Below are 13,118 nucleotides of genomic sequence, written 5' to 3' on the forward strand. Positions count from 1 at the left end.
GTCCCTCGCTCCCTCAACCTGTTCGACGGTCTGTACGCACGGGAGTCTAGGCCCTGTTAAAGAGACGGTAAGCAGACCCGTCGCACAACAGGCGGGACAGGAGGTGACACGGGTGGCGCGGCGCGGAGGGGGGTTATCCCTACTCGGCCCCACCCACGAACCCCATGGCGTGGGCGCCTCCGGCCCGGCACGCTGGCCGTATGACCATGAGTCCCTCCCTGCCGGACAACGACCGGCCGCCGCCCGCGCGCTTCGCCTTCGACCCGTGGACGTGGAAGGAGATCGCGCATCTCCTGGCCAATCTGCCGATGGCGATCGCCGGGTTCGTCTACACCGTGTTCCTGGTCGGTGTGGGCGCCGCGCTCTCCGTCACCGTGATCGGACTGCCGCTGCTCGCGCTGGGGCTCCAGGGCGCGCGCGGGCTCGGCCGGGCCGAACGCGGCCGGGCGCGGCGGATGCTCGGGCTGCGGATCGAGGAGCCGAGCCCGATGGCCCGGAGCCGCCGGGGCCAGGGCTTCTTCACCTGGCTGTGGTCGGGCCTGAAGGACCCGGTGGGCTGGCGGACGTTGCTGTATTCGTTCATCCGGCTGCCGTGGGGCGTGGTGACGTTCGCCGTGACGCTGGTGAGCCTGTTCGTCCTCTGGCCCGTACTCCCGTACCTCGCGCGCGGGCTGGCGAACGCGGACCGGGCGATGGCACGGGCCCTGCTCTCGCCCTCCGACGAACTGGAGCGCAGGATCGCCGAGCTGGAGTCGGACCGGGGTGTGGTCGTGGACACCGCCGCCGCGGACCTGCGCCGCATCGAACGCGACCTCCACGACGGCGCGCAGGCCAGGCTCGTCGCCCTCGCCATGGGACTCGGTCTGGCGAAGGAGAAGCTCGGCCACGACCCCGAAGCCGCCGCCCGCATGGTCGACGAGGCGCACGGAGAGGTCAAGGTCGCCCTCCAGGAACTCCGCGACCTCGCCCGCGGCATCCACCCCGCCGTCCTCACCGACCGAGGACTCGACGCCGCACTCTCCGCCATCGCCTCCCGCTGCACCGTCCCCGTGAAGGTCGTGGTGGACCTGGAGTCCCGGCCCGCGCAGGCCATCGAGGGCATCGCCTACTTCACCGTCTCCGAGCTCCTCCAGAACGTCAGCAAGCACAGCCGCGCCCGTGCGGCGTCGGTCGACGTGTGGCGGTCAGGCGACCGGCTGATGCTCCGGGTCCGGGACGACGGGACGGGTGGCGCCCGGCTCGACGGCGGTACGGGCATGTCGGGGCTGGCGGAGCGGCTGGGGGCGGTCGACGGGCTGTTCGTCCTGGACTCCCCCGAGGGCGGCCCCACCACGGTCACCGCGGAGCTGCCCTGGCGCGACCGCTCGGACGCGGAGACCGCACGGGCGGGCACGGCATGACACGGAGGCGGCACGGCACGGCCCGGAGGCGACACGGCCCAGCGAGGCTGAACGGCACGGCACGGCGAGGCAGAACGGCACCGCCCGGCGAGGCAGGACGGCGTGTCGCCGTGGTGGGGTAAACCCCCTGCCGGATACGGAGACCCTCCTCATGGTGCCGGGATCCCCCGCACAGCAGTCTTGAGTCATCAGCCGCTGCATCGGCCCGCGGGGAGTTCCCGCTCAGAAGAAACGGACGGACGCCACTGATGGCCACGGCATACGGACCCGCCTCGCGGGACCACCACAGCCCCGGCTCCGGGTCGGGGAGCTACCCCCCGGCGAAGCACTTCTTCCCCCCGGCGCTGCGCGCGCCCTTCGAGGCGCGTACCTGGCGCGAGCTGGGCTACGTGCTCCTGAGCCTGCCGATCAGTGTGGTGCTGTTCAGCGTCGCGGTCACCATGGTGTCGCTGGGCCTGGGCATGCTGATCACCTTCGTCGGCATCCCGATCCTCGCGGTCGGCCTGGTCATGTGCCGCGGTTTCGGCGTGGTGGAGCGGGGCCGGGCACGCGGGCTGCTGAAGCTGGACGTCGCGGAGCCCGAGCCGGTGCGCGGGAAGGGCGGCGTGGTGTCCTGGGTGGGCGCGGTGCTGAGGAGCGGCGCGTCCTGGCGGCATCTGCTCTACGCGGTGCTGCACATGCCCTGGGCGGTGTTCGCGTTCACTGTGGCGGTGACGTTCTGGTCCTACGGCTGGGCCGCGTTCACCTACCCGCTGTGGCGCTGGGTCTTTCCGGTGTACGCGGGTATCGACGGCATACAGCTGTACGGCGACGGGACGCATCAGGTCTACCTCGACTCCCCCTTCGAGCTGGCGGTCACCAGCGCGTTCGGTCTGGCTCTCGTCCTGGTCACCCCGTGGATCATCCGTGGCCTGGTGTCCGTGGACCGTTTGATGGTGCTGGGCCTGCTCGGCCCGTCCCGGCTGGCCTCCAGGGTCTCGGAGCTGGAGTCGGACCGGGGTGTGGTCGTGGACACCGCTGCCGCGGACCTGCGCCGCATCGAACGCGACCTCCACGACGGCGCACAGGCCCGGCTCGTCGCCCTCGCCATGGACCTGGGCCTGGCGAAGGAGAAGCTCGGCCACGACCCCGAAGCCGCCGCCCGCATGGTCGACGAGGCACACGGAGAGGTCAAGGTCGCCCTCCAGGAACTCCGCGACCTCGCCCGCGGCATCCACCCCGCCGTCCTCACCGACCGAGGACTCGACGCCGCACTCTCCGCCATCGCCTCCCGCTGCACCGTCCCCGTGAAGGTCGTGGTGGACCTGGAGTCCCGGCCCGCGCAGGCCATCGAGGGCATCGCCTACTTCACCGTCTCCGAGCTCCTCCAGAACGTCAGCAAGCACGCCCGGGCCACCCGTGCCTCGGTCGACGTATGGCGGGCGGCGGACCGGCTGATGCTCCAGGTCACCGACGACGGGCGCGGCGGAGCCGGGGTGTCGACGGGCAGCGGTCTTGCCGGGCTGACGGAGCGGCTGGACGCGGTGGACGGCATCCTCGTCATCGACTCCCCCGCCGGCGGCCCGACGACGGTCACCGCCGAGTTGCCCTGGCGGGGCTGAGACACGGGCTCCGCCACGAGCCGGAGCCGCGCACGAGACCGGAGCCGCAGTGCCCCGGCCGCCACCACGGCGGCCGGGGCACTGCGGCGCGTCCGGTGGTGCCGGAACCGCTCGCACACGGCCCGCCGGGGCGCCGATGCTGGAATGCTGGACGCACAGGGCGGCGCGCACAGCGGCGTACACAAGGAACACCGACCGTGGGGGACACAACGTCGTGAAGGAAAGAGTGCGGGTCGTCATCGCCGAGGATTCGGTGCTGCTGCGGGAAGGGCTCACCCGGCTGCTGACCGATCTCGGGCACGACGTCGTCGCCGGGGTGGGGGACGCCGAGGCGCTGATCAGGACGGTGGGCGACCTCGCGGGGCAGGACGCGCTGCCGGACGTGGTGGTCGCCGACGTACGGATGCCGCCGACCCACACCGACGAGGGTGTGCGGGCGGCCGTACAACTGCGCAAGGACTACCCGGACATCGGGGTGCTGGTGCTCTCGCAGTACGTCGAGGAGCAGTACGCCACCGAACTGCTGGCCGGCAGCAGCCGGGGGGTGGGCTATCTCCTGAAGGACCGGGTCGCCGAGGTCAGGGAGTTCGTGGACGCCGTGGTGCGGGTGGCACAGGGCGGGACCGCGCTGGACCCCGAGGTGGTGGCTCAGCTGCTGGGGCGCAGTCGCAAGCAGGACGTGCTGGCGGGGCTCACGCCGCGCGAGCGGGAGGTCCTCGGTCTAATGGCGGAGGGACGTACGAATTCAGCCGTCGCCCGCCAGCTGGTGGTCAGCGACGGAGCCGTGGAGAAGCACGTCAGCAACATCTTCCTGAAACTCGGCCTGGCACCCAGTGACGGGGATCACCGGCGCGTTCTCGCCGTTCTCACTTATCTGAACTCCTGACAACGCGATGATCTATCCGCGATCATCTGGATGATCACCCGCCCCCGAGCGAGCCCCGGGCTTGCACGACCTAGGACGAAAGGCTGAGAACCGAAGGGGGTTCGTCCGGTGATCGAGAGGACCGCAAAATATGGCAGAGCGTGACGCATTCATGTCCTGGAAACGCGTCCACCATATGACCGGTCCAAGGAAGGCGACCCTTACAGAAGTAGGGTGGGGCCTGGACCGCCGGCGGGTCGGCCGGTCCCGAGCCGCCGCCCCGAGGGAGGTCCAGTTCAGTGACCAGCCAGGTCAGTAGCCCAGCCGGAAAGTCCGATGAGACCAGCGAGGCTGTCGTCGGGGAGCAGCGTGCCCCCCGCATTGATCGCACGGGTGCCACCGAGAAGGAAATCCGCCGTCTGGACCGGGTGATCATCCGCTTCGCGGGTGACTCGGGTGACGGCATGCAGTTGACGGGTGACCGGTTCACGTCGGAGACGGCGTCGTTCGGGAACGACCTGTCGACGCTGCCCAACTTCCCCGCCGAGATCCGGGCGCCTGCCGGGACGCTGCCGGGTGTGTCCTCGTTCCAGTTGCACTTCGCCGACCACGACATCCTGACACCGGGCGACGCGCCGAACGTGCTGGTGGCGATGAACCCGGCGGCGTTGAAGGCGAATATCGCCGATGTGCCGCGTGGGGCCGACATCATTGTGAACACGGATGAGTTCACCAAGCGCCCGATGGCGAAAGTCGGATACGCCGAGTCCCCTCTCGAGGACGGCTCGCTCGAGGCGTACAACGTGCATCCGGTGCCCTTGACGACCTTGACGATCGAGGCGTTGAAGGAGTTCGGGCTTTCCCGCAAGGAGGCCGAGCGGTCGAAGAATATGTTCGCGCTGGGGCTGTTGTCGTGGATGTACAACCGCCCGACCGAGGGGACGGAGAAATTCCTCCGGGCGAAGTTCGCCAAGAAGCCGGCCATCGCCGAGGCCAATGTGGCGGCTTTCCGCGCGGGATGGAATTTCGGCGAGACGACGGAGGATTTCGCGGTCTCGTACGAGGTCGCTCCGGCGTCGCAGGCTTTCCCGACGGGCACCTACCGCAACATCTCCGGGAACCTGGCCCTGTCGTACGGTCTGATCGCGGCGGGCAGACAGGCGGATCTGCCGCTTTATCTGGGCTCGTATCCGATCACTCCGGCCTCCGACATCCTGCACGAGCTGTCCAGGCACAAGAACTTCGGCGTGCGGACGTTCCAGGCGGAGGACGAGATCGCCGGGATCGGGGCGGCTCTCGGTGCCGCGTTCGGCGGGTCGCTGGGTGTGACGACCACGTCGGGCCCGGGTGTGGCGCTGAAGTCGGAGACGATCGGACTGGCGGTGTCGCTGGAGCTGCCGCTGCTGATCATCGACATCCAGCGCGGGGGCCCGTCGACCGGTCTGCCGACCAAGACGGAGCAGGCCGATCTGCTGCAGGCGATGTTCGGGCGCAACGGTGAGGCGCCGGTGCCGATCGTGGCGCCGAGGACGCCGGCGGACTGTTTCGACGCGGCGCTGGACGCCGCCCGGATCGCGCTGACCTACCGGACTCCGGTGTTCCTGCTCTCGGACGGGTATCTGGCGAACGGCTCCGAGCCGTGGCGGATCCCCGAGGTCGACAGCCTCCCCGACCTGCGGACGCAGTTCGCGACCGGGCCGAACCACGAACTCGCGGACGGCACCGAGGTGTTCTGGCCGTACAAGCGGGACCCGGAGACCCTGGCCCGCCCCTGGGCCGTGCCGGGCACCCCCGGACTCGAGCACCGGATCGGCGGGATCGAGAAGCAGGACGGCACGGGCAACATCTCCTACGATCCGGCCAACCACGACTTCATGGTCCGCACCCGCCAGGCCAAGATCGACGGCATCCAGGTCCCCGACCTGGACGTCGACGACCCGGCCGGCGCGAGGACCCTGGTCCTGGGCTGGGGCTCGACCTACGGCCCCATCACCGCCGCGGTGCGCCGGCTCCGCGCGGACGGCGACACGATCGCGCAGGCCCACCTGCGCCACCTCAACCCCTTCCCGCGGAATCTCGGCGAGGTGCTGAAGCGTTACGACAAGGTCGTGGTCCCCGAGATGAACCTCGGCCAGCTCGCCATGCTGCTGAGGGCCAAGTACCTCGTGGACGCCCAGAGTTACACCCAGGTCAACGGAATGCCCTTCAAGGCCGAGCAGCTCGCCACAGTCCTCAAGGAGGCCAACGGTGCCTGACGCCAACGCCAACGAACTCCTCCAGCTGGTCCCCAAGGCCGAGGGCAAGCAGTCCATGAAGGACTTCAAGTCCGACCAGGAGGTGCGCTGGTGCCCGGGCTGCGGTGACTACGCGGTCCTCGCGGCCGTCCAGGGCTTCATGCCCGAGCTGGGCCTGGCCAAGGAGAACATCACCTTCGTCTCCGGCATCGGCTGCTCGTCCCGCTTCCCGTACTACATGAACACCTACGGGATGCACTCCATCCACGGCCGCGCCCCCTCCATCGCCACGGGCCTGGCCACCTCCCGCCGCGACCTGTCCGTCTGGGTCGTCACCGGGGACGGCGACGCGCTGTCCATCGGCGGGAACCACCTCATCCACGCCCTGCGCCGCAACGTCAACCTCAAGATCCTGCTGTTCAACAACCGGATCTACGGACTCACCAAGGGCCAGTACAGCCCCACCTCCGAGGTCGGCAAGATCACCAAGTCCACGCCGATGGGCTCCCTGGACGCCCCCTTCAACCCGGTCTCCCTCGCCCTGGGCGCCGAAGCCTCCTTCGTGGCCAGGACGGTCGACTCGGACCGCAAGCACCTCACCTCGGTCCTGCGCGCGGCCGCCGACCACCCGGGCACCGCGCTGGTGGAGATCTACCAGAACTGCAACATCTTCAACGACGGCGCCTTCGAGGTGCTCAAGGACAAGGAGCGGGCCGAGGAGGCGGTCATCCGCCTCGAACACGGCAAGCCGATCCGCTTCGGCGCCGAGGGCTCCAAGGGCGTCGTCCGCGACCCCCTCACCGGCGACCTGAACGTCGTCGCGGTCACCGAGGACAACCAGTCGCAGATCCTCGTCCACGACGCCCACAACCCCAGCCCCACGACGGCGTTCGCGCTGTCCCGGCTGGCGGACGCCGACACCCTGCACCACACACCCATCGGCGTCCTGCGCAGCGTGGAGCGCCCGGTCTACGACTCCCTGATGTCCGACCAGCTCGACACCGCGATCGAGCAGCACGGCAAGGGTGACCTGAGCACCCTGCTGGCCGGCAGCGACACATGGACCGTGGTCGGCTGATCCGCCGTCACGCCTGTTCGACGGGGCTCGGAGCCGACTGGCTCCGGGCCTCGTCGTATGTCTCGCGGGCGCCCTCCACCGCGTCCAGCCGCCGCTCCGCCCACCGGGCCAGGCCCCAGACCTGCTCCGCGGCCTCCTTGCCGAGCGGGGTCAGCGAGTAGTCCACCCTCGGTGGGATCACGGGCCGGGCATCCCGGTGCACGAAGCCGTCCCGCTCCAGCGTCTGCAGGGTCTGGGCCAGCATCTTCTCGCTGACACCGCCCACAGTGCGGCGCAGTTCGCCGAAACGGTACGACCGCTCCAGCAGCGCGGCGAGCACCAGCACCCCCCAGCGACTGGTGACGTGCTCCAGCACCAGCCGGGAGGGGCACATCGGCTGGTTGACGCTCGGGGCCCTGATCACACTTACGCTCATGCCAGTACCTTACTTCAAAGTGGGTACTTTCGCAGAGAAAGTGCACCTCTTACAGTGAGCGAGGAGAGAGCACCCCAGGATCAGCGCACCAGGAGGAAACCCCATGAGCATCGTTGTCACCGGAGCCACCGGCGAGCTCGGCCGTCTCGTCGTCGAGCGGCTGCTCGCCACGGTCCCCGCGGAGTCGGTCGCGGCGGTCGTCCGCGACAAGGAGAAGGCCGCCCCGCTCGCCGCCCGGGGCGTGGAGCTCCGTATCGCCGACTACGACCGGCCCGAGACCCTCGCCGGCGCGTTCCGGGCCGGTGACCGGGTGCTGCTGATCTCGGCCGACGAGGTCGGCAGGCGCGTTCCGCAGCACACCGCCGTGGTCGACGCCGCGAAGGCCGCGGGCGTCGCCCAGCTCGCGTACACCGGCGTACTGGGCGGTCCCGACGCGGACTTCCAGCTGGCCGCCGAGCACAAGGTGACCGAGCAGCTGATCCTGGACTCCGGACTCCCCTACACCTTCCTGCGCAACGGCTGGTACACGGAGAACTACACGGCGAATCTGGCGCCCGTCCTGGAGCACGGCGCCGTCGTCGCGAACGCGGGTGACGGGCGCATCGCCTCCGCCACCCGGGCCGACTACGCGGACGCGGCCGCCGCCGTGCTGACCGGCGAGGGGCACCTCGGCGCGGTCTACGAGCTGAGCGGCGACGTGGCCTGGTCGCTGACCGAGTACGCCGCGGTGGTGGCCGCGGCGAGCGGCAAGGAGATCGTCCACAAGAACGTGCCGGCCGCCGTCCATCAGGAGATCCTCGTCGGAGCCGGGCTGCCCGAGCCCTTCGCCGCGATCCTCGTCGATGTGGACGAGGCCATCGCGCGCGGCCTGCTCGCCGGGACGAGCGGCGACCTGGCCCGCCTGATCGGCCGGCCGTCCACCCCCTTGGCCGAGACGGTCGCCGCGGCTGTCGCCACCGCCTGAACAGGCATTCCCGGCATCTGTCACGACCGTTCCCGTGAGACGGCAATGACAGGGGCCCCTTCCGGCGCTACCGTCATGCAGTCGGCGGCTCGTCGACGCAGGAGTGCCGGGAGGGCCCGTGAAGGGGAAGAACGAACAGCGGGCAGGCCTGCTGTACGGAATCGGCGCGTACGGGATGTGGGGCCTCGTGCCCCTCTTCTGGCCGCTGCTGGAACCGTCGGGGGCCGTGGAGATCCTCGCCCACCGGATGGTGTGGTCGCTGGGCGTCGTCGGCGTCGCCCTGCTGTTCCTGCGCCGCTGGGCGTGGGTCGGCGAGCTGGTGCGGCAGCCCCGACGGCTGGGGCTGATCGCGATCGCCGCGACCGTGATCTCGGTCAACTGGGGTCTCTACATCTGGTCCGTCAACAACGGCCATGTCGTCGAGGCGTCGCTCGGCTACTTCATCAATCCGCTGGTCACGATCGCCATGGGCGTCCTGCTGCTCGGTGAGCGGCTGAGGCCGGTGCAGTGGACCGCGGTGGCGACCGGCTTCGCCGCGGTGCTCGTCCTGGCGATCGGCTACGGGCAGCCGCCGTGGATCTCGCTGGTGCTGGCGTTCTCGTTCGCGACGTACGGCCTGGTGAAGAAGAAGGTCAACATGGGCGGCCTGGAGTCCCTGGCCGCCGAGACCGCCGTGCTGTTCGTACCGGCGCTCGGCTTCCTGCTGTGGCTCGGGGCGAGCGGCGACGCGACGTTCCTGGCCGGCGGCGCGGGGCACGGGGTGCTCCTCGCCGTGACAGGACTCGTCACCGCGATCCCGCTCGTCTGCTTCGGCGCCGCGGCGATCCGGGTGCCGCTGTCCGTCCTGGGCCTGCTGCAGTATCTGGCGCCGGTGTTCCAGTTCGCGCTCGGCATCCTGTACTTCCACGAGGCGATGCCGCCCGAGCGGTGGGCCGGCTTCGCGCTGGTCTGGGTGGCGCTGATGCTGCTGACCTGGGACGCGCTGCGGACGGCGCGGCGCACGAGGGCGGAGGCACTGCGCCTGGCCGTACGGGCGGCGGAGAGCGCCGCGCCCGTCACGACGGCCTCCGTTTCCGCGCCGGACACAGACACCTCGGACGCCTCGGACACCTCGCCCATTAAATAGTTACCAGGTTGCTTTTTTAACTCGGTTGCGTTTCTCTGTGTTCGGGAACGCCGACCGAGGAGCAGACATGACCGACGTACTGATCGTGGGCGCGGGCCCGACCGGACTGACACTGGCCTGCGATCTCGCCCGGCGCGGCATCGGCGTGCGGATCGTGGACAAGTCGCCTGAGTTCCCGCGCAGTTCGCGGTCCAAGGGCCCCAACCCCCGCTCCCTGGAGGTTCTGGAGGACCTGGGGATCGTCGAGGCGGTGCTGGCAGCGGGTTCGCCGCCGCTCCCGATGCGCAAGTACCGCGACGGTGTGCCGGTCACCCAGACCGACCTGTACGCCGATTCCTCGCCGACACCGGACGCCCCCTACGACCGTGGCCGGCTGATCGCCCAATGGCGGCTGGAGGAGATCCTGCGCGACCGCCTCGCGGACTACGGCGTGGGCGTGGAGACCGGCACCGAGGTCGTGGGCCTCACCGACGACGGCACGTCGGTGACCGTCGGCTTCGCCGACGGCTCCGGCACCGGCGCGCGGTACGTGGTGGGCTGCGACGGCGCCCACAGCCGCGTACGGAAACTGCTCGGCGTCCCGTTCGACGGGGAGACGGACGAGGAGCAGGTGATGGTCTGCGGCGACGTCGAGATCACCCCGGGCGTCCTGGACCGCGGCGTCTGGCACCAGTGGTTCGACGGGGACGGAGCGGTCATGCTCTGCCCCGTCCCCGGCACCCGGGCGGGCTGGTGGTACCAGGCGGGCCCGGAGCGCGACGTGGACGGCCGGCCGCTCGCCCCCTCCCTCGACGGTTTCCGGCGCCTCTTCACCCGGCACACCCGGCTTCCGGCCGGCCACCTCACCGAGGCGACGCTGCTCTCCACGTACCGCGTCAACGTGCGCATGGCGGACCGCTACCGGGTGGGCCGGGTGTTCCTCGCCGGGGACGCCGCCCATGTGCACGCGATCGCGGGCGGGCTGGGCATGAACACCGGCATCCAGGACGCCTTCAACCTCGGCTGGAAGCTCGCCCAGGTGCTGCGGGGGCGGGCGGCCACGGGGCTGCTGGACACCTACGAGGAGGAGCGGCTGCCCGTCGCCGCCTGGACGCTGGACCTCGCCTCGGAGCGGCTGCGGGACACGCTGGAGGCGATCAGGAAGCCGGGCGGCGGGCTCGACACCGCCATCTCCCCGTCGACGACGGGCCTCGACCGCGGTTACCGATGGAGCTCCCTCGCCCGCGCCGGCGACGCCTGCCTGCGCTCCGGCGACCGCGCCCCGGACGCCCCCTGCGCCGAGGCGGCCACGGGCGCGCCCACCCGCCTGTTCCACGCCTTCGCCGGTCCGCACCTCACGCTGCTGGGCTTCGGGGCCGGCGCGGAGCGGGCGCTCCGGGAGGCGACCGCGGCCCATGGCGACGCGGTGCGGGCCTTCCGGGTGTACGGCGCCGACGCCCCGGAGCCCGGGACGGCCGCCGCCGGCCCGGAGGCCCTGCACGACCGGGAAGGCCACGCGCACACGGCGTACGGCATCGGCGGGGACACCGTCGTCGTGATCAGGCCCGACAACCACGTGGGGCTGATCGCCGACGCGGACGACCACCACGCGGTACGGCGGTATCTGGATGCGCTGGACGGGGTGCGGGAGCCGGATCCGATGCGTGGGGCAGGCATGGTGGACGGCACCCGCAAAGGCTGATTGAGTGCCCGGATGGGGACGATCCTGAAGGACATGAGGCACGTTCAGTGGCATGAGCTGCGTCATGCCCAGGGCTCCGCCTCCCAGGTCCCCGGGATGCTGTCGCGGATCGCCTGGGGCGACAGCGAGTCGGCCGAGGACGCGCTGAGCGATCTCGGGCAGTGGATCGGCGCCATGGCCGTGTTCGACGCCACGGTCGCCACGGTGCCGTTCCTGTGGGAACTCGCCGCCATGGAGACCGTGAAGGACCGCGCCGGGGTGCTCGGCCTGCTGGGGACGATCCTCGCCCATGGCCACGCGCACCACCCGGAGTGGACCAGGGACGCGCACCTGGCGGTCCTGGCCGGCCGGGCGACGGCCGAGCGGCTGGCCTCGGACGGCGATCCGGCGGTGAGCACGGCGGCCGGGGAACTGCTGACCGCGTGCGGCCGGCACACCTGCGCGGCCTGCCCCCAGCACTGAGACCCCGCCGGCCGGGCGCAGCCACGGCCGCGCACGCCCCCTGCCTCATTCCTCCGGCGTCGCCGGGTCCGTCAGGCGGGCACGGTGCGCCCGTACCTTGTTGCGGTTCCCGCACCGGCCCATCGCGCACCAGCGGCGCCTGCCGGGGCGCGAGGTGTCGACGAAGTGCAGGGCGCAGTTGTGTGCCTCGCACGCGCGGATGCGGTGGGCGTACGGGCCGGTGAACAGGTCCACCGCGTCACGGGCGACCGTCGACAGCAGTGCCGTGCCCGTCGCCCCGGGCGCCCAGGTCCGGCCGCCGCCGGGCGACATGGCGGCCACCAGCGGAGGCCGGGCCGCCGCGGAGTTCACCACGTCCAGGTCGCCCGGAGCGAGGTCCTCGCCCCGGGCCCGGGACATCGTCATCCGCCAAAGCGCGCCCCGCAGTTCACGGGCGCGGTCCAGCTCCGCCGCGCCGACGACGAGCCGCAGCCCGTCCGGGAGCCGGCTCTCCCCCGCCCAGCGCTCCAGGTCGGCGGGTTCGCCCAGGGTCTCGTAGTGCCATGGGAGCCCGCCGGGATCACTGGTGAGCAGCAGTTCCAGGCAGAGCGCGCCGGGGTCGAATCGGAATTCACGGCCACGCGGCGTACGAAGGATCAGCCCTGGATCCGGCGTGCCCGTTGCCGCAGCGTTCATGTAACCAGTATAAACGGTTTCCATGACCCTCCACTGGAAGCTCGTCATCGATACCGAGGACCCGCACGCCCAGGCCGGCTTCTGGGCCGAGACCCTCGGCTACGCCGTCGAGGACCACAGCGCCCTGATCGAGGAGCTGCTCGACGCGGGAGCCGTGCCCGAGGCCGCGACGGTCGAGCCGCACGGGCGCCGCGCCTGGCGCGATCTCGCCGCGGTGCGGCACCCGGACGATCCCTACGAGGAGAAGAGCGGAACCGGGCTCGGACGCCGGCTGCTCTTCCAGCGCGTACCGGAGCCGAAGACGGTGAAGAACCGCCTCCACCTGGACGTCCACGCGGCCCCCGGGCAGCGCGAGGCCGAGGTGGAACGGCTGCTGGGGCTGGGCGCGAGCGTGCTGCGGGTGGTCGAGGAACACGGCGGGTCCTGGCAGGTGCTCCTGGACCCGGAGGGCAACGAATTCTGCGTCCACTGACGTGCCCGACCGTCCGCGCAGGTCAGCGACGTCCACCGGCAGGGCGATCTCTCTAGGCCCGGACTTCGCGGGTCGTTGATTCGTATGATGTGACCGGTCCGGGCGTGTCCCGGACCGGTGGTGTGGCGTTGGGTGGGGTGTGTCG

The 13,118-nt window shown here is 70.9% G+C and carries 12 protein-coding genes; 10 read left to right on the forward strand and 2 right to left on the reverse strand.

The annotated features are described in order from the left end of the window. Positions 1-200 precede the first annotated feature (200 nt). The 5 genes from ACFYQ5_RS33880 to ACFYQ5_RS33900 all read left to right on the forward strand — a co-directional run bounded on the left by ACFYQ5_RS33880 (position 201) and on the right by ACFYQ5_RS33900 (position 7,178). Positions 201-1,400 carry a sensor histidine kinase gene (locus tag ACFYQ5_RS33880; RefSeq protein WP_389203176.1) on the forward strand — a complete coding sequence of 400 codons (1,200 nt, stop codon included), beginning with the start codon at positions 201-203 and terminating at the stop codon, positions 1,398-1,400. Positions 1,401-1,648: 248 nt separating this feature from the next. Then, entirely contained in the window at positions 1,649-3,001 is a 1,353-nt protein-coding gene (locus ACFYQ5_RS33885) for a sensor histidine kinase (protein ID WP_389203177.1), read from the forward strand. Between the two features lie 226 nt (positions 3,002-3,227). After that, a complete protein-coding gene (locus ACFYQ5_RS33890; protein ID WP_389203195.1) occupies positions 3,228-3,887 on the forward strand; it encodes a LuxR C-terminal-related transcriptional regulator in 660 nt (219 codons plus the stop codon). A gap of 278 nt (positions 3,888-4,165) precedes the next feature. Then, positions 4,166-6,121, forward strand: a complete 1,956-nt coding sequence (locus tag ACFYQ5_RS33895; protein WP_389203179.1) for a 2-oxoacid:acceptor oxidoreductase subunit alpha — start codon at positions 4,166-4,168, stop codon at positions 6,119-6,121. Between the two features lie 55 nt (positions 6,122-6,176). Further along, the gene (locus tag ACFYQ5_RS33900) at positions 6,177-7,178 is read left to right on the forward strand and encodes a 2-oxoacid:ferredoxin oxidoreductase subunit beta (RefSeq protein ID WP_389203197.1); all 1,002 of its coding nucleotides are present in this window, start codon (positions 6,177-6,179) and stop codon (positions 7,176-7,178) included. 7 nt (positions 7,179-7,185) lie between these two features. Here ACFYQ5_RS33900 and ACFYQ5_RS33905 read toward each other — a convergent pair whose 3' ends face one another. Then, a complete protein-coding gene (locus ACFYQ5_RS33905; protein WP_389203180.1) occupies positions 7,186-7,593 on the reverse strand; it encodes a winged helix-turn-helix transcriptional regulator in 408 nt (135 codons plus the stop codon). A gap of 103 nt (positions 7,594-7,696) precedes the next feature. On the opposite strand from ACFYQ5_RS33905, the gene ACFYQ5_RS33910 reads away from it, so the two are divergent. The 4 genes from ACFYQ5_RS33910 to ACFYQ5_RS33925 all read left to right on the forward strand — a co-directional run bounded on the left by ACFYQ5_RS33910 (position 7,697) and on the right by ACFYQ5_RS33925 (position 11,826). Continuing rightward, a complete protein-coding gene (locus tag ACFYQ5_RS33910) occupies positions 7,697-8,557 on the forward strand; it encodes an SDR family oxidoreductase (RefSeq protein ID WP_389203182.1) in 861 nt (286 codons plus the stop codon). 118 nt (positions 8,558-8,675) lie between these two features. Continuing rightward, positions 8,676-9,683 (forward strand): EamA family transporter RarD, encoded by a 1,008-nt coding sequence (gene rarD, locus ACFYQ5_RS33915; protein WP_389203184.1) that lies wholly within the window; start codon positions 8,676-8,678, stop codon positions 9,681-9,683. Positions 9,684-9,750: 67 nt separating this feature from the next. After that, on the forward strand, positions 9,751-11,364 hold the full coding sequence (locus ACFYQ5_RS33920; protein ID WP_389203186.1) for an FAD-dependent monooxygenase: 1,614 nt from the start codon (positions 9,751-9,753) through the stop codon (positions 11,362-11,364). Between the two features lie 12 nt (positions 11,365-11,376). After that, positions 11,377-11,826: a hypothetical protein gene (locus tag ACFYQ5_RS33925; RefSeq protein ID WP_389203188.1), complete on the forward strand. Its 450-nt coding sequence runs from the start codon at positions 11,377-11,379 to the stop codon at positions 11,824-11,826. A 45-nt stretch (positions 11,827-11,871) separates the two neighbouring features. On the opposite strand, the gene ACFYQ5_RS33930 is transcribed toward ACFYQ5_RS33925, so the two are convergent. After that, the gene (locus tag ACFYQ5_RS33930; protein ID WP_389203190.1) at positions 11,872-12,501 is read right to left on the reverse strand and encodes a CGNR zinc finger domain-containing protein; all 630 of its coding nucleotides are present in this window, start codon (positions 12,499-12,501) and stop codon (positions 11,872-11,874) included. Positions 12,502-12,523: 22 nt separating this feature from the next. Between ACFYQ5_RS33930 and ACFYQ5_RS33935 the strand changes: the two genes are divergently transcribed. Continuing rightward, the gene (locus ACFYQ5_RS33935; protein ID WP_389203192.1) at positions 12,524-12,973 is read left to right on the forward strand and encodes a VOC family protein; all 450 of its coding nucleotides are present in this window, start codon (positions 12,524-12,526) and stop codon (positions 12,971-12,973) included. Positions 12,974-13,118: the final 145 nt, after the last annotated feature.

This window comes from Streptomyces sp. NPDC005794 (genome assembly GCF_042871445.1).
Lineage (GTDB): Bacteria > Actinomycetota > Actinomycetes > Streptomycetales > Streptomycetaceae > Streptomyces.

What these genes read in the sequence shown, in the direction of transcription:
- ACFYQ5_RS33880 (WP_389203176.1), top strand. Translation starts at nt 201, where the DNA reads ATGACCATGAGTCCCTCCCTGCCGGACAACGACCGGCCGCCGCCCGCG.
- ACFYQ5_RS33885 (WP_389203177.1), top strand. Translation starts at nt 1,649, where the DNA reads ATGGCCACGGCATACGGACCCGCCTCGCGGGACCACCACAGCCCCGGC.
- ACFYQ5_RS33900 (WP_389203197.1), top strand. Translation starts at nt 6,177, where the DNA reads ATGAAGGACTTCAAGTCCGACCAGGAGGTGCGCTGGTGCCCGGGCTGC.
- ACFYQ5_RS33905 (WP_389203180.1), bottom strand. Translation starts at nt 7,593, where the DNA reads ATGAGCGTAAGTGTGATCAGGGCCCCGAGCGTCAACCAGCCGATGTGC.
- ACFYQ5_RS33910 (WP_389203182.1), top strand. Translation starts at nt 7,697, where the DNA reads ATGAGCATCGTTGTCACCGGAGCCACCGGCGAGCTCGGCCGTCTCGTC.
- ACFYQ5_RS33920 (WP_389203186.1), top strand. Translation starts at nt 9,751, where the DNA reads ATGACCGACGTACTGATCGTGGGCGCGGGCCCGACCGGACTGACACTG.
- ACFYQ5_RS33925 (WP_389203188.1), top strand. Translation starts at nt 11,377, where the DNA reads ATGGGGACGATCCTGAAGGACATGAGGCACGTTCAGTGGCATGAGCTG.
- ACFYQ5_RS33930 (WP_389203190.1), bottom strand. Translation starts at nt 12,501, where the DNA reads ATGAACGCTGCGGCAACGGGCACGCCGGATCCAGGGCTGATCCTTCGT.
- ACFYQ5_RS33935 (WP_389203192.1), top strand. Translation starts at nt 12,524, where the DNA reads ATGACCCTCCACTGGAAGCTCGTCATCGATACCGAGGACCCGCACGCC.